Annotated in this window: 21 protein-coding genes and 2 pseudogenes; 21 read left to right on the top strand and 2 right to left on the bottom strand. The window is 56.0% G+C overall.

Going from position 1 to position 25,917, the window contains the following annotated elements; genetic code table 11:
* Window positions 1-43 precede the first annotated feature (43 nt).
* From AC1RMF_RS16615 to AC1RMF_RS16585, 7 genes are all read left to right on the top strand, one after another.
* Window positions 44-1,039, top strand: a complete 996-nt coding sequence (locus tag AC1RMF_RS16615) for a substrate-binding domain-containing protein (protein ID WP_493142858.1) — start codon at window positions 44-46, stop codon at window positions 1,037-1,039.
* 27 nt (window positions 1,040-1,066) lie between these two features.
* Window positions 1,067-1,966, top strand: a complete 900-nt coding sequence (locus AC1RMF_RS16610; protein WP_493142856.1) for an amidohydrolase family protein — start codon at window positions 1,067-1,069, stop codon at window positions 1,964-1,966.
* Window positions 1,967-2,182: 216 nt separating this feature from the next.
* Window positions 2,183-2,932, top strand: coding sequence for an SDR family NAD(P)-dependent oxidoreductase (locus tag AC1RMF_RS16605; RefSeq protein WP_493142854.1), 750 nt, complete (start codon window positions 2,183-2,185; stop codon window positions 2,930-2,932).
* A 36-nt stretch (window positions 2,933-2,968) separates the two neighbouring features.
* Window positions 2,969-3,991 carry a TRAP transporter substrate-binding protein gene (locus AC1RMF_RS16600; RefSeq protein ID WP_493142851.1) on the top strand — a complete coding sequence of 341 codons (1,023 nt, stop codon included), beginning with the start codon at window positions 2,969-2,971 and terminating at the stop codon, window positions 3,989-3,991.
* A gap of 5 nt (window positions 3,992-3,996) precedes the next feature.
* Window positions 3,997-5,850, top strand: a complete 1,854-nt coding sequence (locus AC1RMF_RS16595; protein ID WP_493142849.1) for a TRAP transporter large permease — start codon at window positions 3,997-3,999, stop codon at window positions 5,848-5,850.
* Between the two features lie 34 nt (window positions 5,851-5,884).
* Complete coding sequence (locus AC1RMF_RS16590; RefSeq protein WP_493142847.1) at window positions 5,885-6,730, top strand: transketolase; 846 nt, start codon at window positions 5,885-5,887, stop codon at window positions 6,728-6,730.
* On the top strand, window positions 6,727-7,737 hold the full coding sequence (locus tag AC1RMF_RS16585; protein WP_493142845.1) for a transketolase family protein: 1,011 nt from the start codon (window positions 6,727-6,729) through the stop codon (window positions 7,735-7,737). Before AC1RMF_RS16590 ends, AC1RMF_RS16585 begins: the two co-directional genes overlap by 4 nt.
* A 583-nt stretch (window positions 7,738-8,320) precedes the next feature.
* Here the strand turns inward: AC1RMF_RS16585 and AC1RMF_RS16580 are convergent.
* A pseudogene (locus AC1RMF_RS16580) lies at window positions 8,321-8,506 on the bottom strand (transposase); the annotation flags it as partial.
* A 223-nt stretch (window positions 8,507-8,729) separates the two neighbouring features.
* Here AC1RMF_RS16580 and AC1RMF_RS16575 point away from each other — a divergent pair.
* The 11 genes from AC1RMF_RS16575 (at window position 8,730) to AC1RMF_RS16525 (ending at window position 20,081) form a co-directional block, all read left to right on the top strand.
* Window positions 8,730-8,861, top strand: coding sequence for a hypothetical protein (locus AC1RMF_RS16575; protein WP_493142843.1), 132 nt, complete (start codon window positions 8,730-8,732; stop codon window positions 8,859-8,861).
* Window positions 8,862-9,034: 173 nt separating this feature from the next.
* A complete protein-coding gene (locus AC1RMF_RS16570; protein WP_493142839.1) occupies window positions 9,035-9,862 on the top strand; it encodes a hypothetical protein in 828 nt (275 codons plus the stop codon).
* Window positions 9,863-10,706: 844 nt separating this feature from the next.
* The gene (locus AC1RMF_RS16565; protein ID WP_493142836.1) at window positions 10,707-11,066 is read left to right on the top strand and encodes a cupin domain-containing protein; all 360 of its coding nucleotides are present in this window, start codon (window positions 10,707-10,709) and stop codon (window positions 11,064-11,066) included.
* 16 nt (window positions 11,067-11,082) lie between these two features.
* Window positions 11,083-12,351, top strand: a complete 1,269-nt coding sequence (locus tag AC1RMF_RS16560) for an ABC transporter substrate-binding protein (protein ID WP_493142834.1) — start codon at window positions 11,083-11,085, stop codon at window positions 12,349-12,351.
* A gap of 21 nt (window positions 12,352-12,372) precedes the next feature.
* The gene (locus AC1RMF_RS16555; protein ID WP_493142832.1) at window positions 12,373-13,281 is read left to right on the top strand and encodes a carbohydrate ABC transporter permease; all 909 of its coding nucleotides are present in this window, start codon (window positions 12,373-12,375) and stop codon (window positions 13,279-13,281) included.
* Window positions 13,282-13,285: 4 nt separating this feature from the next.
* Window positions 13,286-14,161 (top strand): carbohydrate ABC transporter permease, encoded by an 876-nt coding sequence (locus tag AC1RMF_RS16550; protein WP_493142829.1) that lies wholly within the window; start codon window positions 13,286-13,288, stop codon window positions 14,159-14,161.
* 35 nt (window positions 14,162-14,196) lie between these two features.
* Window positions 14,197-15,315 (top strand): ABC transporter ATP-binding protein, encoded by a 1,119-nt coding sequence (locus AC1RMF_RS16545; RefSeq protein WP_493142827.1) that lies wholly within the window; start codon window positions 14,197-14,199, stop codon window positions 15,313-15,315.
* Window positions 15,316-15,631: 316 nt separating this feature from the next.
* On the top strand, window positions 15,632-16,711 hold the full coding sequence (locus tag AC1RMF_RS16540; RefSeq protein WP_493142825.1) for a porin: 1,080 nt from the start codon (window positions 15,632-15,634) through the stop codon (window positions 16,709-16,711).
* Between the two features lie 8 nt (window positions 16,712-16,719).
* A complete protein-coding gene (locus AC1RMF_RS16535; RefSeq protein ID WP_493142824.1) occupies window positions 16,720-18,648 on the top strand; it encodes a glycoside hydrolase family 3 protein in 1,929 nt (642 codons plus the stop codon).
* Complete coding sequence (locus AC1RMF_RS16530) at window positions 18,645-19,367, top strand: alpha/beta fold hydrolase (protein WP_493142823.1); 723 nt, start codon at window positions 18,645-18,647, stop codon at window positions 19,365-19,367. Before AC1RMF_RS16535 ends, AC1RMF_RS16530 begins: the two co-directional genes overlap by 4 nt.
* Window positions 19,368-19,382: 15 nt before the next feature.
* Entirely contained in the window at window positions 19,383-20,081 is a 699-nt protein-coding gene (locus AC1RMF_RS16525; protein ID WP_493142821.1) for a substrate-binding domain-containing protein, read from the top strand.
* Here AC1RMF_RS16525 and AC1RMF_RS16520 read toward each other — a convergent pair.
* Window positions 20,059-20,985 carry a LysR substrate-binding domain-containing protein gene (locus AC1RMF_RS16520; RefSeq protein ID WP_493142819.1) on the bottom strand — a complete coding sequence of 309 codons (927 nt, stop codon included), beginning with the start codon at window positions 20,983-20,985 and terminating at the stop codon, window positions 20,059-20,061. The genes AC1RMF_RS16525 and AC1RMF_RS16520 overlap by 23 nt on opposite strands.
* Before the next feature lie 174 nt (window positions 20,986-21,159).
* On the opposite strand from AC1RMF_RS16520, the pseudogene AC1RMF_RS16515 reads away from it, so the two are divergent.
* The 3 genes and pseudogenes from AC1RMF_RS16515 to AC1RMF_RS16505 all read left to right on the top strand — a co-directional run bounded on the left by AC1RMF_RS16515 (window position 21,160) and on the right by AC1RMF_RS16505 (window position 25,694).
* A pseudogene (locus tag AC1RMF_RS16515) lies at window positions 21,160-21,800 on the top strand (IS6 family transposase).
* 839 nt (window positions 21,801-22,639) lie between these two features.
* A complete protein-coding gene (locus AC1RMF_RS16510) occupies window positions 22,640-24,136 on the top strand; it encodes a methyl-accepting chemotaxis protein (RefSeq protein ID WP_493142818.1) in 1,497 nt (498 codons plus the stop codon).
* Window positions 24,137-24,746: 610 nt separating this feature from the next.
* Window positions 24,747-25,694 carry a LysR family transcriptional regulator gene (locus AC1RMF_RS16505; protein ID WP_493142816.1) on the top strand — a complete coding sequence of 316 codons (948 nt, stop codon included), beginning with the start codon at window positions 24,747-24,749 and terminating at the stop codon, window positions 25,692-25,694.
* The last annotated feature ends 223 nt before the right edge of the window (window positions 25,695-25,917 follow it).

Genomic DNA, 25,917 nt, shown 5'->3' with positions numbered 1-25,917 from the left:
GGCGTCAACGCCGCAGTTACTAGCCTAGAAAGAGGAGACAGATATGAAATTTGATTCAAAGTGGGGTCAGACTCTGCGCGCTGTGGCATGCATCGCCGCCGCCGCAGGTGTTGTTGGCGCAGCCCATGCGCAGGACAAGAAGCTGACTGTGGCCTATATCGCCCCGTCGCTGGATATCAGCTACTGGCAGTGGGTGGCCTATGGGGTGAAGACTAAGGCAGGCGAACTGGGCATGAACTATGTCGAGTACACCAGCGACAACTCCCCCGCCAAGCAAATGGACAACATCCGCACGGCTGTGACACGTGGCGTGGACGCCATCGTGATTGGCCCTGTGAGTTCAACCAGCACACCGCCTGTCCTGGCCTTTTTGAAAGAAAAGAAGGTGCCCATTGCCTTTGCAGGTATTGGCCCGCAGCCCGGACAAACCGATTACACGTCGGCTGTTACTGCCAACAACTATGACACCGGCAAGGCGCAAGGCAAATTTGTCTGCCAGCTGGCCAAGGAGCGCGGTGGCAACAAGATCGGCATGCTGTCCCTGCCCCAGGACCGTGAGAACGCGCAAAAGTACCTGAAGGGCGCTGAAGAGTCCTTCAAGGCCGATGGCTGCGAGCTGGCACAGATGCTTCAAACCCGTGGACTGACCGTCAATGAGGCGGCCCAGCAGGCCAACGACTTGTTGACAGCCCACCCCGATGTGAAAGCGATCTACGGTATGTACGACGAGGCAGCAACCGGTGCCGTCAAAGCATTGCAGACGCGCAACCTGATTGGCAAGGTAGCCGTGGTGACAGCCGATGGCAGCCCCACAACGATCAAGCAACTGCGTGATGGCGCCGTGCAGGGCATCTTCCTGCAAGAGGCCGGCGGCCAGGGCATGGACGCCACGGAGCAAGTCCACAACGCGCTCAAGGGCAAGCCTACGACCAAGGAGCTGGCATTGATCATGCCCTTGGTGACCACACAAAACATTTCGGACCCCAAGATCCAGCAGACCGTCAAGCGCGTGTACCCGCCTTCGGCTGGCGGATACTGATGCCCCATCAAAAAAGAGGACCAGGACATGGAAGACCAATTCCCGATCATTGATCCGCACCACCACCTGTGGGATTTAGAAAACCACCGCTATCCGTGGTTGCAGGACGGCGTCAAGCCGGCTGTGTTTGGTGACTACACCCCACTGTGCAAAAGCTATTTGATCGGGGACTTCCTAGCCGATGTCCGAAACCAGAATGTCGTCAAGTCAGTTCATCTGGATGTGGGTTATGACCCTGAAAACCCCTTCGGTGAAACGACTTGGTTGCAGGGATTGGCGGACCGGCATGGCTACCCGCACGGCATCGTTGGCTATGCCGACCTTTCGCGCCCGGACGTGGACGATCTGTTGGCGCGCCACTGCACGGCCAAGAACTTTCGTGGCATCCGGCAGTCCTTGAACTACGACCCGGACCCAGTCAAGACCTACCTGAACCGTCCCGGTGTGTCCCGGGAAGCGGATTGGCGCCGTGGCTTTGCTTTGCTGCGCAAATACCAGCTGACATTTGATTTGCAGATTTACTGGCCGCAAATGGCCGAGTGCTACGAATTGGCACTGGCCTATCCCGACCAGCAAATCATCTTGAACCACACAGGCATGCCGGTAGACCATTCACCAGCCGGATTTGACGGTTGGCAACGCGGCATGCGCTTGCTTGCGCAGGCACCCAATGTGGCCTGCAAGATCTCGGGCTTGGGCATGGGTAACTTTCACTGGAAGCCCGAAGACTTCCGCCCCTGGGTGCTCACCGCGATTGATGCCTTCGGTGTGGACCGTTGCATGTTTGCCAGCAACTTTCCGGTGGACAAGCTCTACAGCAGCTACGACGCGATCTTCGACACCTTCAAACACATCACACGGGACTTCTCTGCCGAGCAACGCAGGAAACTTTTCCACGACAACGCCGAACGCTTCTATCGGCTCTGAAGCGCCACCTCGGGCGGTGTCAAGTACCCCAAACCACCAGCAGTGCAAACGGCGCCTTCGGGCGCCGTTTGCACTGCTGCGCGTCACCAAAGTAATCCTAGGGTGAACCCCTGCATAAATTGAATATCTGTCATCTTAGACTGATAAATCATCGCTTGTCATCAGCTTATAGGGGTTCCAGAATCCACCCATACCAACCACAGCGAGATATCAACCATGATTCTGAAAGATAAAGTAGCCATCATCACCGGCGGTGCCGGACGCAACGGTCTGGGCTATGCCACCGCCCGTCAGATGGCAGCCCACGGCGCCCGTGTCGTGATACTGGACCTGGAGCGTGCCCAACCCGCAGAGGCCGCTGCCCAGCTCGGTGCCGAACACTTGGGCCTGGTGGCCGACGTCACCGATAAAGCGCAGTGCGAAGCAGCAGCAGCAGCCATCGTCAGCCAATTTGGCCGCATCGACATCTTGGTCAACAACGCTGGCATCACCCAGCCGGTCAAGACCCTGGAGATTACCGGTGCTGATTACGACCGCATTCTGGATGTGAGCCTGCGCGGCACGCTGTACATGTCGCAGGCCGCCATTCCCGCCATGCGCAAGCAACAGTCCGGCTCCATCGTGTGCATCTCATCGGTGTCGGCGCAGCGCGGAGGCGGCATCTTTGGTGGTCCGCACTATTCCGCAGCCAAAGCCGGTGTGCTGGGCTTGGCAAGAGCCATGGCTCGCGAGTTCGGTATCGAAGGCATTCGCATCAACTGCATCGCCCCTGGTTTGATTGAAACCGACATCACCCAGGGCAAGCTGGATGATGCCAAGAAGGCTGAAATTTCTTCCACCATTCCTCTGGCCCGCCTGGGTCGCGCCAGCGATGTGGCTGGTGCCTGTGTGTTCCTTGCAAGTGATCTGTCGGCCTATTGCACCGGCATCACCCTGGATGTCAACGGTGGCATGCTGATCCACTAACGCAATCGAATCACTCAAATTATTAAGGAGACTGAAATGACCGATTCCAAAATGAAAATATCCCGTCGCCAACTGCTGGGTGCGGCCACCGCCTTGCCCCTGTTTTCCATCGCCTCGCGCCCGGCTTTTGCTGCGGAATTCAACTACAAGTTTGCCACCGGTCAAGACCCATCGCACCCGGTGAACAAGCGTGCCCAGGAAGCCATTGACCGCATTCGCAACGCGACCAATGGCCGACTGGACATCAAGCTGTTTCCGGCCAATCAGCTGGGCTCTGACACTGACCTGCTGTCCCAGGTGCGTTCGGGCGGTGTGGAGTTCTTCAACCAGGCCAGCGTGGTGCTGTCGACCCTGGTGCCGGCCGCCGGCATTCTCAATACCGGCTTTGCCTTCCACGACTACAACGAAGTGTGGAAAGCCATGGACGGTCCGCTGGGTACTTATGTTCGTGCCCAGATTGAAAAGGTGGGCTTGCTGACCATGTCCAAGCCCTGGGACAACGGCTTCCGCAACGTCACCACTTCCACCAAGCCCATCAAGACGCCCGACGATCTGAAGGGCTTGAAGATGCGCGTACCTGCCGCACCCATGCTGTCCTCGCTGTTCACTTCTTTGGGTGCCAGCCCGACGCCGATCAATTTCAACGAGTTGTATTCGGCCCTGCAGACCAAGCTGGTGGAAGGTCAGGAAAACCCTCTGGCAATCATCAGCACAGCCCGCCTGTACGAAGTGCAAAAGTTTTGCAGCCTGACCAACCACGTCTGGGACGCCTATTGGATATTGGGTAACCGCAAGGCCGTGGAGCGCCTGCCCAAGGACATCCAGGAAATCGTCTACCGCGAACTGGACAAGGCTGCCACCGACGAGCGCGCTGATATCGCCGGACTCAACACGTCACTGCGTACCGATTTGGCCGCCAAAGGTATCCAGATGATTGACCCTGACAAGAAGGTATTCAAGGACGTGCTGGCCAAGAACGGTTTCTACAAGGACTTGCGCGCCAAGTTTGGCGAAGAACCCTGGAAGCTGCTGTCAGACAGCGTTGGCGGTTTGGGCTGAGCATCATGATCCTGACTGCTACCAACGAGCTCCGGGAGGGATCTCTTCCGGCACGTATGGAGGCCTGGCTGGGCCATTTCATCGAGATTCCGGCTGCCCTGCTGGTGGTTGGCGAGGTGGCAGTCCTACTGGCTGGCGTGGTGATGCGCTTCATCTTCAATAGTCCGATTCCCTGGGCCGATGAACTCGCATCGATTCTGTTTCTGTGGCTCGCCAATCTGGGAACTGCAGTTGCACTTCGCCGGGGCATGCACATGCGCACCACGGCCTTGGTATCAAGGTGGAGCGAAAAGGCCCAGTCCTGGGCCGAGGTGTTGGCCGTGGTGATCCCTGTCATGTGGCTGGCCATCCTGATCTGGCCAATGACAGACTATGCGCTGGAGGAGTGGGTGGTGCAGACCCCGGCCCTGTCCTGGCCCAATACCTTCAGAGCCGCTGCGGTGCCGGTAGGGGCGGTCTTCATGCTGGCCCTGTGCCTCTTGAAACTGGCACGCCATGGATTGGGCGAAGTCTTCAAGGTTTGCGTGGCCATTGCCATCGTGGGCGGTGCCATCTATCTGGGCGCGGACTGGTTGCAAGCCATTGGGAACTGGAACCTCTTCATCTTCTTTGCGCTGCTGCTGGGTACGGGTGTGCTGCTGGGGGTGCCGATCGCATTCTGCTTTGGCATGGCCACTGTGGCTTTTCTGCTGGCGACTACGTCCACGCCGCTGTCGGTGGTGAGTGGCCGCATCGACGAGGGCATGAGCTCCCTGATCCTGCTTGCCGTGCCGCTCTTTATTCTGTTGGGGCATCTGGTGGAGATGACCGGCATGGCCAAGGCCATGGTTGACTTTCTGGCCTCCTTGCTGGGCCATGTTCGTGGCGGCCTGAACTATGTGCTCCTGGGCGCCATGCTGCTGGTCTCCGGCATCTCGGGTGCCAAGACCGCTGACATGGCCGCAGTCGCTCCGGTATTGCTGCCGGAGATGAAGAAGCGTGGCAACACGGAAGGCGAGCTCATTGCACTATTGGCCTCGTCTGGCGCCATGGCTGAGACCATCCCACCTTCGCTGGTGCTTATCACTATTGGTTCTGTGGCCGGCATTTCAATCAGCGCACTTTTTACGGGTGGCATCCTGCCCGGTGTGGTACTGGCCATCATCCTGGCCATGCTGTCGCGCTACCGCAGTGCCGAGATTGCACAGGGCCTGCAGCGCGCACCGATGAAGATAGTGGGACGCACCTTGCTGATTGCCTTGCCTGCACTCGCACTTCCCGTTTTGATTCGCACGGCCGTGGTCCGAGGCGTTGCCACGGCCACCGAAGTCTCAACCATTGGCATCGCATACGCAGTGTTTGCCGGCCTGGTGGTCTACCGCAAGTTTGACTGGAAGCGTCTCTATCCAATGCTGGTGGATACCGCCGCCTTGTCGGGGGCCATCCTGTTCATCATCGGCACGGCCACTGGCATGTCCTGGGCACTGACCCAGTCGGGCTTCTCGCAAAGCCTGGCCCATCTGATGACCAGTGTTCCGGGTGGCAAATATGGGTTCCTTATGGTGTCCATCGCCACTTTTGTGGTGCTGGGCAGCGTGCTCGAAGGCATCCCCGCCATGGTGCTGTTCGCGCCTCTGCTGTTCCCGGTGGCCCGAGCCATTGGCGTGCATGAAGTGCATTACGCCATGGTCATCATTCTGGCCATGGGCATTGGCCTGTTTGCACCGCCTTTTGGCCTGGGCTACTACGCCGCCTGCACGATTGGTCGGGTGCACCCGGATGTGGCCCTCAAGCGCATCTGGCCTTATCTGGGCGCCTTGCTGGTCGGCCTGATCTTCGTGGCCTTCGTGCCCTGGTTCTCGATTGGCCTGTTGGGCTGATCCCCCCCATTTTTACTCCACTCCAAAGGACACCATGTCTGAAACAAGTACCCAACTCAAAGACTGCGCCTACCGCATTCGCCGCTATGCCCTGCGCATGGGCGAGGTCCAGGGCCAGGGCTATATCGGCCAGGCCCTGGGCTGGGCCGATGTGCTGGCCGTGGCCTATGGCCATGCATTGAACTTCCGCGCGGCCGACCCTGCATGGGAAGGTCGTGACCGCTTCCTGCTGTCACATGGTCACTACGCCATCGCCCACTATGCGGCACTGATCGAAGCCAAAATCATTGCCGAAGACGAACTGGAAACCTATGGCAGCGATGACAGCCGCCTGCCCATGTCGGGCATGGCCAGCTACACGCCGGGCATGGAAATCTCCGGCGGCTCGCTCGGCCAGGGCTTGCCCATTGGCGTGGGCATGGCACTGGCCCTGCGCCACAAGCAAAGCAAAGCCTTTGTCTACAACTCTATGTCCGATGGAGAACTCGACGAGGGCTCCACCTGGGAAGCCGCCATGTCCGCCTCCCACCATGGGCTGGGCAATCTGATTTGCCTGGTCGACATCAACAACCAGCAGGCCGATGGCGCGTCCAGCAAGATCCTGGGCTTCGAGCCGCTGGCCGACAAATGGCTGGCCTTTGGCTGGCATGTGCAACGTGTTGACGGCAATGACATGACTGCGGTGCTGAACGCCTTTGACACCGCGCGCAATCTGAGCGAAGCCAAGCCACGCGTCATCCTGTTCAACACGCTGATGGGCAAGGGCGTGCCCTTCCTGGAAACCCGTGACAAAAACCACTTTATTCGCGTGGACCCGCTGGAGTGGCAAAAGGCCCTCCAGATTCTTGATGAAGCACAGGCAGAAGGAGCCCAGGCATGAACACCCCTACCGCAGAGAAAAAGCCCCGACTGACCACCTCGGCCATGATTGCTTCGATTGCCTCCGAGGGGCAGCGCGTGGTAACAGCCCCCTTTGGCAAAGCCTTGGTCGAACTGGCTGCCAACCGTCCCGAGATCGTCGGCCTGTCCGCTGATCTGAGCAAGTACACCGACATGCACCTGTTTGCCCAAGCATATCCGCAACGCTTCTTCCAGATGGGCATGGCAGAGCAGTTGTTGATGGCGGCTGCCGGCGGCATGGCCAAGGAAGGCCTTATGCCTTTCGCCACCACCTATGCGGTGTTTGGAACCCGGCGCGCCTATGACTTTATTCACCAGGTGATTGCGGAAGAAAACCTGAACGTGAAGATGTGCTGTGCCTTGCCCGGTTTGACCACCGGTTACGGTCCCAGCCACCAGGCCACTGAGGACATCGCCATGATGCGCGGCATTCCTGGGCTGACCATCATTGACCCCTGCGACGCGCTGGACATCCAGCAAGCCGTGCCGCAGATAGCGGCACACAAGGGACCGGTCTACATGCGCCTGCTGCGTGGCAGCGTGCCCATGGTGCTGGACGAAGTGGAGGGTTACAAGTTTGAGCTGGGTAAGGCCAAGATGCTGCGCGAAGGTGCGGATGTGCTGGTCATCTCCAGCGGCATCATGACCATGCGCGCGCTGGAAGTTGCTGCTGATCTGGCCAAGGACAACATCGGCGTGGCCGTGCTGCACTGCCCGACCATCAAGCCACTGGACGAGGCCACCATCATTGAAGCGGTCAGGTACCAACACCGCCTGGTAGTGGTTGCTGAAAACCACTCCATCATTGGCGGGTTGGGCGAATCCGTATCAAGCGCACTCCTGCGCAACAGGGTGCAACCGGCAGGCTTTGAGCTGGCCGGCTTGCCTGACCAGTACCTGGACGCGGGCGCCTTGCCCACGCTGCATGACCGCTATGGCATCAGCCGTGAGGTCTTGGGTCAGCGCGTTCGCAAGTGGCTGGCGTAATCTGAAGATGCTAACTGTCATTTGCGAATATAAGATGTCTGTTAGCATGGAATCTGTGGAGCCGCAGATGACGAAGTCCATCCTAAGCGCTAATTGTTGAATGGACTCACAATGCAAAACCGCGGATTCCCAGCGTTCCATTTTCGCCCCACACGCTTCGTCGGCAAGCTACACGGATTCCATTGTTTCAATTTGAGCGAGCGTCTTAGCTGGCTAAAGTGCGTTCCTTTCACTTGATATGTCCACGCGTGTCCGACCAGTGAACTGCACATGACCGGCTGTGAATCACAATGTTCGTTATGAGTGCCTAAAAATAGGCCTACGAGCATCGAGCAACGGAGACATTGACTGACAATAGGATCGCCCCCTATGACTCAGCTACTTTCGTGTGAACTTATTGTTTTTGACGAAAATGGTGAGATCTTCATAGACCAGTAAACTGGTAATTCGCATTGGGACTTGTCAAAGAGTCAAAGGGATGTTGACGAGGAACCGATTGACAGTGCGTTACGGGAAGCATTTGAATGGCTCGGAGTTACTTTCCCGAAATTCAGATTGACAGATCTTCCTTGGCACCGGCGTTGAACACATCTGCGGCACCATCGAGCAACTGGCGTTTCCAGTCATTGATCTGCGTGGGGTGCAACTCGTACTCCCTGCACAGTTCGGCCATGGTCTTGTCTTCGCGCAGCGCAGCTAATGCCACCTTGGCCTTGAATGCCGGACTGTGGGATCGCCGCGTGCGACGTCCAGAAGCTTTCTTGTTCATCAAAAACTCCTTCTTGCCCGACCATTCTCGGCCAGGCCGTATGCCCGGAGTCTGTCTTAATCTCAGCTGTTCAGTTTTGCGGAGCCACTTCTGTCCTCTGGATGATCCAGCCTCCTGTAGCATTCGGTGCACCTCTACGTATCGCTTCAAGCTTCCCTGCGTGGACATTCGCGTTGGAAAGTTAATTACTGGATCGACAAGGGAGGTACGCGATCAACTTCGGATGTCTGCTGACGTATTTGCAATGCTACTGCTGCGTGATTGGGAATTCGGCGCGTTCATGATGCAAGACAAGACAGACGATCAGATTTTGGAGATGACCAAGGCCATCTATTTTCAGGAGCGTTGGGTTTGATTTTGTCGGTATGCGTTGGGCGAGACAGCTAGCCCAATGCGCGCTGCACTTAACACAATCGATACTGATTTCAGCAGATGCATTGCTACCATGTATAGACAATGGATACATAGGCAGGCGTAAGATTGATCCGGTAAAGTATTCATTTTCCTCATCTATTTTTCCGGAGTTGTATGTCGCTATCCCAAAAGAACCTATCATTTATCCAAAAGGCAGGTCAAGCCGCTCACAATGCAGCTGAGGCCATCGGGCAGACGGTGCGCGCGCAAGGTGAGGCGCTGGTTGCCAACCTGAGTAGTCAGCCGTATGGTACCGAGTCGGATCAGGTGATTGAGCGATTCAAGTCACTCTCCAGCTTGAGCCAAGGACTAGTCGCTGTGGAGGCCCAGCTTCAGAATCTTTTTGCTCTGGCCAATGAACTAGCGGATCCTGCAGAGGACGTGATCGTTCTGAAGGATGTTGCCAAGCACAGATCGATAGCCAACGCTGCGGCCGTCGATGTCATGGCAAATCCTGCCAAGGCTGCAAAAAAAGTGAAGGCTACGAAGAAGGCTGGACGCAAGGCTTCCGCTCCTGGCGCCCCCACAGCAAACGACAGCAAGCTTCTGTCTTTTCTGCAAGGTGTCTTGAGAGCTGACGCGGGTACTGCTGTAACCGGTGCGGCATTGGCAGCTGGCGCCAAACTGCCATTGGGCTCCGTTGGTATATCTCTCAAAAGAGTTCTAGCCACGGGTGCCGTCAAGTTGGTTGGCCGCGGAACCTATCAGTTGGGAGCAAGTTCCACGAACAAGGCAGCCGCGGCAGATCCTGTGAAGACAGTGAAAGCTGCAGCCAAGAAGGCAAATACTGCCAAAGCAGAAAAGGCAGTGAGCACGTCTGCGAAACCCAAGGCGGCTCGCAAGGCCAAAGAAGCGCCGACGAAAAGCAAGGTGACGGAACCCGCTGCGGTGGAGCCCGCAGGTGAATCTGCCGCCGCGCCAGCCCAACCACGGGATTCTTAAGAAATCCAACAAAGAGGGGCCTGCGGGCCCCTTCTGTTTGGGCAGTTCCAGAAACGTGTATCCCAACGCTGCACTATGGTCGTTCTATTCGACATAGGACATTGCTTTTCGTCTATATAAGCCTTTCATGTTCAGGAAATTCCAATTCACCCTGCGTTGAAACTGACGAAAGGGACGCATGCGGAAATGCGAAATGTTCCTGCAAGGCGGGGTAAGAGGGCAGTTTGCCGATTGTCGTCTCTGGTGAGCGCGTGCTTCCGTGCTATTCCGTTGAAAAACTCCCTTCCTATGCGTTGGGCAAGGTTTTCGGGGGTACTCCACCCCTTCCCCTGTGTGAGATCGTCGATCCTAGAACGATCTGAGAGGTCGATTTTTCTGCCAACGCGGAACGCTCTGGCACTTCCGAGTTTTTCAACAGAATAGTGCCATAGCAGACATAGAGATCTAAAAAAATGGCGCCAGAAAGCAGTCGTCCATTTTGCAGCTTGTATAAGTTACTTTCGTGCGCGGTATGCGGACCGCCTAGAAGCGTAGAAATTCGATCTTCGGTAGACCACAGCCTTCATGTCTTCAAAGGCTCCAGGCGCGTACCCAGAGGCATCATCGACTACTCAACCACGCCTATCTGGAAACGGACTGGGAACGTGGCGCTGCGAAGCAGAGCCTAGCTTTCAAACCTCCCGAATCTGAATCTGGTCCGGCCCGCCAAATGGCGGGCCGGCTGATTTTGCTTATACGTCTGCGCGATGACTGTTGAACATACACGGTATTGGACGCTGGCTTGCAAACACACTGTAATTCCCCGGATACAGAGGCCGTCGACGAATGACCAAGGAGACTGAATTTGACTACACAGACGCACCCCACGTCACCCCTGGATTCGCTGCCCGGCGAGCGGGTCGGGATTTCGGGACGTGTGATTTCCAAGGTGGATCTGCTGGCTGATTTCGATATCAGCAAAGGCCGCCAACTGCGCATGCGGGAAGTCACCATTGAACCCGGAGGGTTTCTTCCCATGCACTCCCATGCAGACAGGCCAGCCGTAGCCTATGTCGTGCAAGGGACCATGACGGAATACTTGGAAGGGGAACCCAACCCGGTAACCGTCACGGTCGGTCAGGCCTATTCAACCTACCGCAAACCCCATGCATTGCTCAACATGGGAGAAATTCCGGTGATCTTCCTGGAAATCGATCTCTTCTAACAGTACTCCTTGAACCATGCTTAGTTACAACCATCCAATCCTCCTGAAAGTCAACCGCATCGGCCGGACTGCAGTCGCATGCGCTGCACTGTCCCTGGCCGCCGTTGCCAGTGCCGCAGACAGTGTCGAAGTCATCCACTGGTGGACCAGTGCCAGTGAAACCGCAGCCGTCGCCAAGTTCAAGGAGGCTGCGACAAAGCGTGGCATTGAGTGGAAAGATCTGGCGGTGGGTGGTGGTGACAATGAACGGATTCTGCTGAAGACCCGCGTCGGCAAGGGCGCACCTCCGGATGCGGCGCAGATCAATGCGGACGTGCGCAGCTACACCGCCAACCGCGACAACCTGGCCAACTTGGACGACATTGCCACCAAAGGCAAATGGGACGAAGTCCTGCCCGATTCCCTGCGGCGATTTGCCCGCCAGGGCGGCAAGTCCTACGTGGCGGTTCCAGTCAACGTGCATCGCCAGAATGTCATGTGGATCAACAAAGAGGTGCTCAAGAAACTGGGCGCCACCTCCGCACCCAAGACATGGGATGAGTTCTTTGCGCTGGCGGACAAGGCCAAGGCTGCGGGCATCCTGCCCCTGGCTATGGGCGAAGACATCTGGGTCCAGTTCACTTTCACGCAGGTGGCCTACACCACTATGAAGCCCGATGAGTTCCGGCGCGCGTTCTACGACCTGGAAGAGACCCAACTGAAAGGTCCTGGGGTGGTAAAGGCATTCGAGATCATGCGCAAGCTGCGAAGCTATGTGGACCGCAGTGCCACCACACGCAAGTGGAATGAAGCCACGCAAATGGTCATCCAGGGCCGCGCCCTGGCCCAGATCATGGGAGACTTTGCCAAGGGCGAGTTCAGCGTGGCGGGAAAAAAGGCCGATGTTGACTACCTCTGTGCCACGGTGCCAGGGTCCGGCCGCAGTCATCTCTACACCACAGACGCCTTTCTCTTCTTCAAGCATGCCGAGCGTTCCAATGCGCAGATGGAATTGGCGCAGGTCTTCATGGACAAGGATGCACAGGTCGCCTTCAGTCAGATCAAGGGATCCGTTCCCTCGCGTCTGGACGCGGACGTGTCCAAGTTTGATGACTGCTCGCGTCAGAGTTATGCGGATTTCGTGGCCGGAAGCAAAGATGGCTCGGCGTCTGCGGCACCCAACCTGATTCAGACACCGGCGCGGATCTCGGCCTGGCGTGATGTGGTGCTGTCCTTCTGGAACGACGACGAGATCACGCCCCAGCAGGCGGCATCCCGACTGGTCGCGGCATCCAAGGCCAACTGACAACCCCGTCGCGCACGCAATATGAGCAACGAAGCGATTCCACGAACGAGAGGGCTCAATGCCCTTTTGGATGAATGGCTGCCACAACTGGCGATTTCCCCTGCGCTGGCTGTCAGCCTGGTGTTCTTCTATGGCCTGACCACTTGGGTCGCCATGGTGTCCTTCACGGACTCGTCCGGCATGATCAGTTGGAACTGGGTCGGTCTGGAGCAGTATCTGCGCCTGTTTGCCGATGAGAACTGGTGGCGTTCCCTGTGGAACCTGGCACGCTACCTGCCACTGGTGGTGGGCGTTCCGCTGGCCCTAGGTTGTTTTCTTGCCATTCTGTTGGACCAGAAAGTCCGCTTCGAGAGCGGTTTTCGAACCATCGTGATGTATCCGCTGGCGCTTAGCTGGATCGTGGCCGGCACCATTTGGCGCTGGTTGTTGTCGCCGGACACCGGCATTGAAAAATGGCTGTTAGGCCACGGCTTTGAGAACGCGGTGTTCGACTGGATCGTTCAGCCCAAATACTCCATCTATGCGTTGGCTATTGTGGCGGTCTGGCACAGCACTGGTTTTGTGATGTCCATGTTCATTGCCGGCCTGCGCAGCATTGACGACTCGGTGTTCAAGGCCGCCATGATTGACGGCGCCAGCCTGCCAAAAGTGTATTGGCGCGTTGTGCTGCCTTCACTGCGCCCCACCGTATTCAGCGCGGCGCTGATCTTGCTGCCAGCTGCGTTGCGCACCTTCGACTTGGTGGTGGTGTTAACCCAGGGCGGACCGGGGCAGAGCAGTGTGTTGCCGGCCTTCTACGTATTCGACAGATTTTTCCGCCGTGATCAGATGGGTCTGGGCGCAGCGTCGGCAGTGGTGTTGCTGGTGACCTGTGCCGTCGTGGCGGTGCCGTACATCCTCAGTGAACTCAAGAGCCATCGGCAGGATTGAATCTATGCAAAATGAACGACTACCCGGACAGAAGCGCGGATTGGGTCGCTGGCTTGTCTATGCAGCCTTGTTGCTGACAGCCATGTTCTTCGCGCTTCCCGCATGGTTCGCCATCATCAACTCCCTCAAACCACTGAAGGAACTGCAGGCTGGAAACGTGCTGGGTCTGCCATCCCACTGGACCGTGGGGCCTTGGCTGGAAGCCTGGGCCACGGCCTGCACCGGAGCGGAAAAATGCACAGGTCTGTCCCGCTACTTTCTGGACTCGCTGCTCGTGGTGGTGCCGGCTACCGTAATTTCCACACTTTGGGGATGCTTCAACGGCTACGTACTTGCGAAATGGCGATTCCGCGGAGCCGATGGGGTGTTGTTCCTGCTGATGTTCGGCGTCTTTATGCCGGCCGCACTGTTCGTGTTTCCTCTGTCCGTGGTGTTTGGCAAGCTCAAACTAGCGGAATCGCTGATGGGGTTGGTCGTGGTGCACACCATCTACAGCGTGCCCGTGGCGCTGTACTTCCGCAACTACTTTGTGGGTTTTCCGGGAGAACTCATCCGTGCGGCCCGCATTGACGGCGCCGGTTTGTGGGTGATATTCAGGCGCATCGTCCTGCCCACTGCAAAGCCGATTCTGGTGGTGGTCGGCATCATGCAGTTCACGGCAATTTGGAATGACTTCATCTTTGCCCTGGTGCTGGCACCAAGCGACCAGCAACTGGTCACCGTCGGGCTGAATAACCTGACCAGCGTGCAGGAAGACGTTCCCCACTACAACGCCTATATGGCCGCGGCATTGATCGCGGGCGCTCCAACCATGGTCTTGTATGCACTGGCGGGCAAGTTCTTCGTCCGCGGTTTGACCGCGGGGGCCGTCAAAGGCTAGTTCATAAGCACAAATATTTATCAGGAATTTCCCACATGGCAAGCGTCAGTATCCGCAACGTACGAAAATATTATGGGAACATCACGGTGCTTCATGGCATTGACATTGAAGTGGCCGATGGTGAATTCCTCATTCTGGTTGGCCCCTCAGGATGCGGGAAAAGCACACTGCTGTCCATGATTGCCGGGCTGGACAACATCAGCGAAGGCGAGATTGCCATTGGTGGAAGAGTCGTCAACGACGTAGGTCCCAAGGATCGGGACATTGCAATGGTCTTCCAGAGCTATGCCCTGTATCCCAGCATGACCGTGGCGCAGAACATTGCATTTGCCATGGAAATGCGCAAAGTGCCAAAGCAGGAGCGTGAACAGGTGGTCGCGCGCGTAGCAAAGACTTTGCAGATCGACCATCTGCTGGAACGTCGTCCGGCGCAGCTCTCCGGCGGACAGCGCCAACGGGTTGCCATGGGGCGGGCATTGGCGCGCGATCCCAAGGTCTTTCTGTTTGACGAGCCCTTGTCCAATCTGGATGCCAAGCTGCGTGTGGAGATGCGCGCTGAAATCAAGGCCTTGCACCAACGCCTGAAGAGCACGGTGGTGTATGTGACGCATGACCAAGTGGAAGCGATGACCCTGGGCGACCGCATCGCAGTCATGAAGGACGGGAAAGTGCAGCAACTCGGCACGCCCGAAGACATATATGACCGCCCGTCCAACGTCTATGTCGCCGCATTCATGGGCTCTCCCACCATGAGCATGGTGCCGGTCGAACTGAACCCCCGGAACGGCATGTGGACCCTCTCCATGCAAGCTGACGGAGTGGTCGATGGGCGTGGGCAGGAAGCCAGGATCAGTCTGCCTGTGCGTCCCTGCCAGGATACAGACACCCTCCCGCGCAAGGCCATTCTCGGCCTGCGCCCGGAGCATTGGTGTCTTGCGGATTCGGCAGAGCACGATGTGTTGCCGATGCGACTTGAAATCGTGGAGCCAACGGGTGCTGACACGTTTGGATTCGTCTCTGTCAATGGCACCCGCATCGGCATTCGCCTGCCGCCAAAACCGGTGCGCCATGAGGGCGATCTGATCTATGTGCGCCCGGATTTGTCACAGGCCTCTCTGTTTGATCCAGATAGCGAAATACGCATGGAGTTGTAAATTGGTGTCCGATAGGTGAACGCTAATTTGTTCGATGACATCGATTGATTAGTGACGTGATGCTGCTGAATGCTCGCTTCAATTTGCTGCAAAAACCAGGCAAATATTGGGATTCCTATGTAAACATTTTTACTCCCGAAATGTTCGAACTTCCATGGAAATGCTATCAATATCGGAAATAGCTTATTCAAATATCAGATCAGAGAAGAACATCAACAGTATTGGACGTATCAATTCTGTAATACGAAGATTCGTGCACTGCGGGGATATATATATCCAAAAAGCAGTTCATCAATCAACACGAGGAGTTTTAAACATGAAGAAATGCCAGATAACATTTGCGTGGATGGCCCTTGGCGTTAGCGCCTTGGCGCAGGCACAGGCCATCGACCCAACCGCTGCTACCGTAACGGTATTTGGTGTGGGCGATGTATCGTTGCGCAACGTTGCTAATGGTGATGCTACTGCCACCAGCGTTGGGAGTGGAGGTCTTGCAGCCAGTCGTCTGGGCGTGCGCGTAGAGAAGTCACTGGACAATGGTTTAAAGGCGGGTGCGTGGGCAGAAGGCACCGTCAACTTTGATGACGGAACCACCAACTCCAGCCGTCTGCTCAATCGTCGCAGCACCGTCAGCCTGATAGGCTCCTTTGGTGAAGTCCGCGTGGGACATGATCTGACCACCGCCTACACCGCATTCGGCGAGTTCGACGTATTCGGAACCAGTGGCCTGGCGGACCAAGGCAAGTTCTACAGCACGCCTGACGCCGTCCTGGGAAGCGGTCTGGACGTTACCGGCGTTTGGGCGCGGGCCGATAACGCCGTGGCCTATTACACGCCCGATACGCTGGGTGGTTTCTATGCCCAAGTGCAGGCTGCACCCAGTGAAGGGGTTGGTGCCAAGGAATATCGTGGCGCGCGTCTGGGATACAAGGCCGGGCAACTGCATGTCACCGGTGCCTATAGCGTCACCGTGGGTGCAGACAGCCCCACGTTGGGCGCTGGAACAGACTTCAAGCGCAGCACACTTTCCGGCAGCTATGACTTTGGCGTTATCAAGTTGATTGGTTCATTGACTAAGAATGAGTATCTGACAGCCTCGCGCCAGATCGCGCAACTTGGGATTACCGCCCCGGTTTGGACCAATGGATTGGTCCGCATCGCCTACACGGATGCCAATGCCTCAGGCCAGATGGGTACAAAAAACATCGACAGTGACGATGCCACTCAGTTCGCCGTAGGCTATGTGCACACCCTCGCCAAGGGTTTGAGCCTGTATGGAACGTATGCGCAAGTCAACAACAATGGCAAGGCCTCTTTCTCGGTCGCCACGCCCCCTGCTGCAGTGGCAGGCCGCACATCCAGCGGTTTGGAACTGGGCGCTAGTTTGAGCTTTTGAAAGCACAGATGCAGCCGGAACTTCGTACCCGTAAACTTCGGCTGCTGCATGCCGATGGTCTGACCTTCAAGGATCACAACGGCAATGGTCAGTTGGATCCTTATGAAGACTGGCGTCTCAGCCCTGCGGAGCGTGCCCAGGACCTTTTGCAACGCATGACGTTAGAGGAAAAGGTTGGCCTGCTCTTGCATGCCAACCCGAAAGCTGAGGGGGAGTCTGCGATTCCGGGTGCAGGCACACGCTGGAGTTCCGATCATCTGCGGGATTTGCTGCTGGTGCGTCATGTGCGTGCCATGCTCAATCGTCTTCAGGGGGGCGCAGCGGAGCTGGCGGCTCAGGCTAATGACGCCCAGGCCCTTGCCGAGCAGGGGCGGTTGGGCATCCCCCTGCTGATTTCCAGCGATCCCCGCAATCATTTTGGCCATGTGCATGGTGTCAGTGTGGCTGCCGGTGACTTCTCCAAGTGGCCGGACATGGCGGGCTTCGGTGCAGCGGACAGTCCTCAGCTGACTCGGCGGTTTGCCGAATGTGTTCGCAAGGAATACCTAGCCGTCGGGATACGCATGGCGTTGTCGCCGATGGCCGATCTGGCGCTCAATCCACGCTGGCACCGTTGCAATGGAACCTTTGGCAGTGATCCTGCACGGGTTCAGGCGCACGTGGGTGCTTATGTGCACGGGATGCAGGGTGGATCCGACGGACCGACTTCGGGCAGCGTGGCCGCAGTGGTGAAGCATTGGGTGGGCTATGGCGCAACCCTTGCTGACGGCTTTGATGCCCACAACCACTACGGCAGACACTTGAGCGTGGACAGCGGCACGGTGGAAGATCACATCACCGCTTTCCAAGGGGCATTTGCCGAAGGTGTAGCGGCGGTCATGCCCGCCTACGGAGTGGTGCCCGAAGGGCTGCAGATACAGGGCGTCCATGGCGCCGTTGAACGTGTGGGCATGGGCTTCAATCGCCAGCTCATCGGCGAACTGCTGCGAGGGCGCTTTGCATTTACGGGCATGGTACTGTCGGATTGGCACATCACGGATGATTGCAGTGATGCCTGCCGCCTTGGCGCGCCCACCGGAAGCCGCCCCGGTCACCAAGACATTGCCATGCCTTGGGGCGTGGAGCACCTGTCCAGGTCTGAGCGATTTGCCAAGGCAATACTCGCTGGGGTGGATCAGTTCGGTGGTGTGGACGATCCTCAACCCATCCTGCACGCAGTCCGACAAGGCTTGCTGGCGTCTTCGGATATCGACAGAGCCGCTGAGCGCGTGTTGCAACTGCTGTTTGCCGTGGGGCTCTTTGAAAACCCATTCGTGGATTTGCACGAAACCGCGCAGGCCATCGGTAGCCACGCGACTCAGTCGGTCGCTCTGGACGCCCAGTGCCGGTCCGTGGTAGTGGTCAAAAACCAAGAGGCGGTGCTGCCACTGCGCAGCAGTACCCGTGTCTATCTGCATCAGCTGGACGCGCAGGCTGCACAGGCGGCCGGCCTGACGGTTGTTGCCACACCGGAAGAGGCGCAGTTTGCCGTCGTGGGCTTGTCACCTCCCTTCGAGCTGCTGCATCCCCAGCACTTCTTCGGGGGCCGGTACCGCGAGGGTTCCACTGCATGGGCGCAGGAGCATGAGGACCTGATGCATCTGGCCGGCATAGCGCGCAGGCTGCCGACCATCGCTTGCGTGTACATGGAGCGCCCAGCCGATCTTTCGGCCGTTGCCCCTCACTGTGAGGCAATCGTTCTGCATTTCGGTCTGCAGCAGACGCTGCTGTTTGAGTTGTTGCAGGGGCGACATGACATCACTGGCCGCCTGCCATTCAACCTCCCCTGGTCGGCGCAATCGGACGGGCAAGCCCCGGTTTTAGTGAACAGGGGTCAAGGCTTGGTTTTGATGGCCAATCCATTTCAACTAATTTCATCGCATGGAGCTAATACGTGAACAACACGAAATCCCCTTTTGTACTGGTAGCTGGTTCTGGTCATGGTGGCTGGGCGTGGCAGAAGGTTGCCACCGAGCTGACCCATCGAGGCCATCGGGTCTATGCCCCTTCCTTGACTGGCCTGGCTGATCGCTCACATCTGATGAGCGAATCCATTCGCCTGCAGACCCACGTCCAGGACATCGTCAATCTCTTTCACTGGGAAGGGCTGGAGTGTGCCGTTCTGGTGGGTCATTCCTATGCGGGCTGGGTAATCAGCGCTGTCGCTGAGAAAGTCGCCTCTCAGATAGGAGCCATTGCATATGTAGACGCTTTTCTGCCGGAAAACGGGCAACGGGGCTTTGACCTGCTTAACGAAAACCAAAAGGCGGCGGTGTTGCAGGCACAGTCAAACGGAGAGGTGTCACGTCCCGGCCCCAGTAGCACTGCGCTCAAGGTGCAGAACGCCGAAGATGCACGCTGGCTGGACTCGAAGATCACTCCTCAGCCCATCGGGGTTTCCATGGATCCGGTGGAACTGACCGGTGCACTGGAGAGGGTGGCGCAAAAGCTCTACATCCGCACGCCGCTGTTTCCGCAACCGTTGTTTGATGCTTCGCTGGCGAAATGTAGTGCGGATGATTCGTGGAAAACCGTGGTCATGGATGGGTGTGGGCATGATCCCATGATCGATAATCCCAAAGTGTTGACAGAACATTTGCTGAAACTTGTTGCCTAACCTCCATAGGTCGCCATGAAGATTGCGACACCGACAGCCTTCGGTGCCGCACTGGCAGACGTCGCCAGACAGTGGGACCCGTTTGGTCGGGCTCGCATGGAATGGCACATGGCCCAGGCCTATGGATCGGATCCTTCCATACAGGCTTGGTTGCTGGATGGCAAGGCATTTGATGTCGTGCTGCTGCCATGGGCAACGCTAGATCTGCATGCCCGGGCGAACCGGGTGGCCGCGCATTCCTTGCGCGAAGTGTTCAGGGCAGGGGTCGGTGTTGCGCTCAGCAAGCAGGCCGCCGCCAACCCGGACATCCAAGATGTCAGGTGTCTTCGTGCTGCCTTGCTGGCCGCGCAACAGATTGTCGTTACAGAGGGCAACAGCGGCAGGCATTTTGTCGGCAATGTACTGCCCGCTCTCGGCTTGACCGATCTGGCACCGCGACTGCACTGGGTGCCGGTGGGTGCACTGGAGGGATGCCTGGCTGCCCGTCCCGACGCAATCGGCATACAACTGCTGTGCGAATTGTTGGGGCAACCGCAACTCCGTGTGCTGGGGCCGCTGCCGGAGTCCTTGCAGAGCCCGGTAGTGGTAGGGGCCGCGTTGACTGCCTCAGGGCTGAAATCGCAGAATGCCGCTTCGTTTGTCGATTACCTGAGCAGCAGCCCGGCACGTGCGGTCTTGGCGCAGTACGGACTTACGCCCCCTGCAGCGGCGTAGCGAGGAGTCTGGCTGCCAGTGTGTCGCGCAGGTTGGGCAGCACCTCGGTGGTCACCAGTCGCAGCAAGGGCGAGGAGTTCTGCTCGCGCCATACCGCATCCAGTTGCATGGCTCCCGAGGAGTCCTGCAAAGGTCGTACCAGGATGCCTTCAGACATGGTGTTGGCATAGGCCCTGGAGACCACGGAGACGCCTAGGCCGCATCGGACCATCTGGATCAGGCTCAAGGGGTGCCGCGCCACGTGGGTCAGGCGCGGACTGAAGCCGGCGTTCATGCAGGCTGCGACCAATGTGTCGAACAAGACCGAGCGATGTTCACGGGAGAACGTCACCATGGGCTCTTCCGCGAGGTCTCGCAGGCTGAGCTCTTCCTTGCTCCCCAGCGGATGATTGGCGGGAAGGATGATGGCGAATTCGTCCGTATAGACATTGAAATGCGAAAACTCAGGTATCACGGCGCTAGCGTGCAATACGCCCAGGTCAATACGGTCCTGCGCCAAGGCCTGGATTTGGTCCTTCGATCCCATGTCAACAATCACTACTTGCGCAGAACCCAGGTGCTGGCGCATGACTGCCAGTAGGGTTGGCATGACATGGTCGATGGCAGATGTGGCCATGCCGATGCGCAAGGCGCCATAGGTTCCTCCTGCGACCTGACGGGCACGATTGGAAGCCGCTTGTGCCTGGTCCAGCAATTGCCGACAGTCTTTCAAGAAGGCACGCCCGGCCTCGGTCAGTTTGACTTCCCTGCGATTGCGCGCCAGCAGGATGACGCCAAGCTCCTCCTCCAACATCTTGATTTGATGCGAGAGGGGAGGTTGGCTCATGTGCAGGCGCACGGCCGCCCGGCTGAAATTGAGCTCTTCCGCTACGGTGACGAAATAGCGAAGTTGTCTCAAGTCCATCCCTGTGCTCCTTTGTCGCATTAACCGAAGTGAGTCGCGATTCTGACACGCTCCAGAGGGTTCTGTCGCAATAAGGCGTTGGGCTAGGATTTGCCGAAGAGTGCGCTGCGAGTCCAACTCCAGAATTCGACTCGTCGTACGGTAATCGAGCGGCTGCATTTCCCGCTTGAGATCATGCTGGTGTGCGTGCGCTGGTGTCCGGCCCACTCATGGAGCCTGCGACATCTGGAGGAAATGATGGTCGAGCGCTGGGTAGCAGTGGATCACGGCTACTATTCACCGTTGGGCGTTAAAGATCTTACCTGCGCTTGCCCAAGTCCTTCGCCACCGCAAGCATCCCGTGGGCTCGACTTGGTGAGTCGATGAGACCTACATTCAGGTAGGATGGCAGTGGAAGTATCTGTATCGAGCTGTTGACAAGTTCGGCCAGACCGTGGACTTCCTGCTCACGGCCCGGCGTGATTAGTCTGCAGCGCACCGCTTCTTGGAGCACGCGATCAATCTGTATGACGTACCAGACAGGATCACGATCGACAAAAGCGGCGCCAGCACTGCCGCTGTTCATGGCGTGATTGCCGACACTCGCTTATTCATCGAGTTACGACAGCCCAAATACTTGAACAATCTCGTGGAGCAGGGCCACAGAGCAATAAAACGCAGGACCCGACCCGTACTCGGATTCAAGTCGTTCAGGTCAGCGGCCAAGATAATCACTAGTATCGAGATCATGCACATGATTAAGAAGGGGCAGTTGTGCTGCCCCGAGGGCCGTCTCATCCGCCGCACAGCAGTTCTACAGCTTGGCCGCTCGCTGATTGGGCGCTAAAGTGCCCATTTCTTCGCCTCGTAGTTCTTATTGCGACTGAATCCGAATGGTTGGGAGCGCATGATGACTAGCATACACAACCCGACTTACATGTGCACACATTAGCAAGTGGTCCAATCGATGGCATTTTAAATGGGCATATTGAAGTCGGTTGGGTCCAAGCTGATCCAAGTTTCACCTGAATTACTTGGCTAAATTTCATTGTACGGAACAAATCAAACAATATGATTGCGAAGATGCAAGCAAGTAAAGAGTATTCGGTTTGGGTAGACTTTGCGATCCGCGCCATTGACACATTGTAAGTTTCGAGGTTTTACTGGTTGTCATATCGCAGAAAGGTGAATAATGTTTCCCCAGAGTGTTGTTGAACGGCAGCTCTGATTTATTCGCAGAAATTTCATTTGTGAACGAGCTAACCTCTTGCTAATATTTAAATATAGAAGATGTGATGCATAGGGGTTTATATGCTTGTATTTAAATGAATTTCTCTTGGCGCTGCCTTTTGTCTGGATTTTTGCAAATGGAGGAAGAATGCGTTAGGGAAATATGATATTGGAGCGCGCACGTAATGATGGGAAATTACTGCTGCAATGGTTTGGAATTCTTAGTGATCGAGTCGTGCAGCTTTAAATTGGTTTGACCAGTCAATTTGCAAAAAATGGTCTTGACAGTTTGCAAGATATATGAATCGGGTGTGGCATGGAAGATTTCTTATTCATTTCAATAAATTTCCGATTTTTTGCGAACCACAAAATGGTATTCGCCAATACGAAGTCCTTGCATTAATATAAAGTATATTTGCATAGATAATATCGTCATATGCGGATCATGAGTTTACGGTTTTCAACAAAGTTGTGGGTGCTTGTTTTTGGACAATTGCTGCTTATCGTAGCTGTTTTGATATGGACGCAAATTCGATCTACGCAAGTAACAGAATTGGCGGAATTGCAAATTCACAATAGTGAAGAAGCGATTAATGTTGCGCTGCGTTGGTATGGGTTGGCGCGCTTGGCTGGTACTATGGCATCTGCCAGTGTCACCACGACTGATGAAATATTGGCACAAAAATTTGATAATCGAGTGAACGAGTTGCGTGCTGATATAGCTTTTCTTCAAAAGGAAATTCTCAAGAATGCGCGTACGGCGGAGGATAGGGCAGCATTGGAAAAAATGATTGCTAATAACCAGCCTCGATTGCCGGCGTATTATCAAAGCATCGACGAATACATTGCCTTGCAGCAGAAGCAGCGCGATATGGCGATGCATAATTTTCAGAAAATTCGTGACAACGTCAAAATCATGGCCGTTGTAAGTGTGGCAATAGTGCTCATTATTAGCATACTTATGGTCGCTTTGCTTGTACGGGACATCACGAGGCCATTGATGCGTTGCGTGGATATGGCCGAGAGCATCGCGTCTGGTGATTTAACGTATGACATTCACGATGATCGGCAAGATGAGTGCGGTGACCTTGTGCGCGCTTTATCTCTTATGAGTTCAAATCTGAAGGGGTTAGTAGTCGACGTGCGTATGGGGGTTAAATCGGTTTTAATTGGAGCCAGCGAGATAGCTGCAGGTAATCATAATTTGTCAGCGCGCACTGAAAAAACGGCATCCAAATTGCAGCAAACTGCAACCAACGTAGAGCAGCTCACTAGCACCGTTAACCAATTAGCTCACATAGCCGATCATGCTAACAAGATCGCCATGAATTCAGCGGAGATTGCAGCCCGCGGCGGCAAAGTAGTCGAACAGGTGGTAACTAACATGAAGCATATTTCTGAATTTTCTGGCAAGATATCTGCAATTGTTGGCACCATTAACAGCATTGCCTTTCAGACGAACATCTTGGCGCTAAATGCTGCCGTGGAGGCCGCACGTGCAGGCGAGCAGGGTCGGGGCTTTTCAGTTGTCGCAAGCGAAGTGCGTAGCTTGGCTAGCCGATCCGCTGAAGCTGCGAAGGAAATAGGGGCCTTGATTGATATGTCCGTGCAGATGGTGGAGGCAGGTTCACACCAAGTGGAACTTGCTGGTAAAACAATGGGGGAGATTGTAGGTAGTGTGAAGCATGTGAGTAGACTAATTGACGAAATATCGACTTCCAGTTTTTCGCAGCGAGATGAAATTGGTCAAGTAAATCAATCAGTAACCTACCTTGATCAAATGACCCAACAAAATGCGGCTCTAGTGGAGCAGTCAGCGGCCGCCTCCTCTACTATGCACGAACAAGCGCAGCGGTTGGAGCAGTTAGTTTCCATCTTCAAATTAGGCGGGCAACTTGAAGATGTGGATGACGGAGTAAAAGGGAGCCAGCTGGCGTTGTAGTTGGGTACCAGTCCGAATCCATGAGCGCGCGGCGGCAAGATAGTTGACATTAGCCGCAACACGGTATCCGAGATGGTCAATCACGCAGTGCCGCTGGGTTACTAGCGTAATGCGCGACCGGTCGCACCCAAACTTAGTGCCTTCGTTGGAATCATTGATCAAATCTCTGCAAGACGACCGGGATGTTCTCAAGAAACAGAGGCATATGGCCAAGTGCAATTTGGAGCGTCTGGGCGACGAGCATCAGTACGCCGACGGCTACACGGTCGTGCGGAAGTTCGTGGCCAAGGAACGCATATGACAGCAGAAAGTCTTCATCCCGTTGGCTCATTCACCCCCCAGTCACGCGCAGATCGATTGCGTAGTTCGATGTCTGCTCGGCTATCGTTGAACGGGGCGACGAGAACGGATTCTGTCTATATGGCTACGCGGTATGCTTTGAATGAGCGGTAGATCCGTGGGTTGCGCAGAAAAAGGCATCAACGATAATCAGGCGGACTGCTTTGTGAAACGTCGAATCTTCGCCATTTGAGTGACAGTAACTACCTGCTACCCTTTGATTACTGTAGACGCAAGTGTTGCAATATCAGTTTCTTCATAATTTTACCAAATGGATCTACGACAACTTCGCTACTTTCTTGCCATCGTCGAGCATGGCAGCTTCAGTCGTGCGTCCGAAAGTCTGTTTGTTGCCCAAAGCGCGCTCAGCACGCAAATAAAAAACCTGGAAGATGAACTCGGTTGCCGCTTGCTCGTGCGGAGTCCTCAGGGCGTGGATGTGACGCCCAGTGGAGAGCGGCTTGTTCAGCACGCAACCCAAATACTTGCCCAAGTAAATGTTGCCGTGCAAGACCTTCGGTGCGTGCCGTCCAATGACGTGCGTGCGACCGTCCGCATCGGACTTTCTGGTACTTACAGCCGTGTTCTCATGGTTCCGCTACTCGACATGGTGGAGAAGCATATGCCCAACCTGAGTCTTCATGTGATGGAGGCGCTAACAACTGACCTCGATCGCATGATTCAGTCGGGTGAAGTCGACTTAGCTGTTGTCTTCAGGTCGCTTGCACCCAAGGGAAACGAGATGCAGCGTGTGCTTCGCGAGGAGCGTTTATTTCTTGTCTCGCCACCATCAACTTCCCTTCAGAAGAGGGCGTTTGAGGAGCCTACGGTAACGCTGCTCGAACTGAGTACGCATGATCTGATACTGCCCAGCTCGCGACTGACTTTGCGCAATTTGATCGAGGACGAGGCAAGGCTGCGCGACATTTCCTTGCGAATCAAGTATGAAGTTGATTCGCTGCCCCAGACACTTGCACTCATCGGGCGGACCGGGTGCCATTCGGTCATGTTGTTGTCTAGCTTCTATCGCGAGTGGTTGCAAGGTGACTTGTGGGCGCGTGAAATCAGTCCGATTAGTCAGAGGCCGCTCACCGCTTTAAAGTGGTTGCCAAAGAACAATGACGACGCTATCAGCGCTTTGGCCGACCTTGTAGAGCGTACGGTTAACCAATTAAAAAGTGATGGCCGTTGGCCAATGTCATTGGTCAATTCGTTGTAAAGGGGTAGCGCCGTGCGGCGCTTTGCTGCAGCGCGATGACCCTATTTCGTCTGGTTAGCGTAAAACCAGATGACCCCATCTCAATTCCCCATGCCTGAATTCCAGTGTTTGGAAGTACTATTTCACACATCGGTCTTAAAGATGGTGTGAACGTTGGGGACTGAGATAGGTAACTGCATTTAGGCAATTTGATTGGCCATGCAGTGAAGTTAAACCATTTGCA

This window comes from Rhodoferax sp. GW822-FHT04A08, assembly GCF_058801025.1.
Note: the sequence above shows the minus strand (reverse complement) of the source record. Positions and strands in the feature narration are given on the sequence as shown.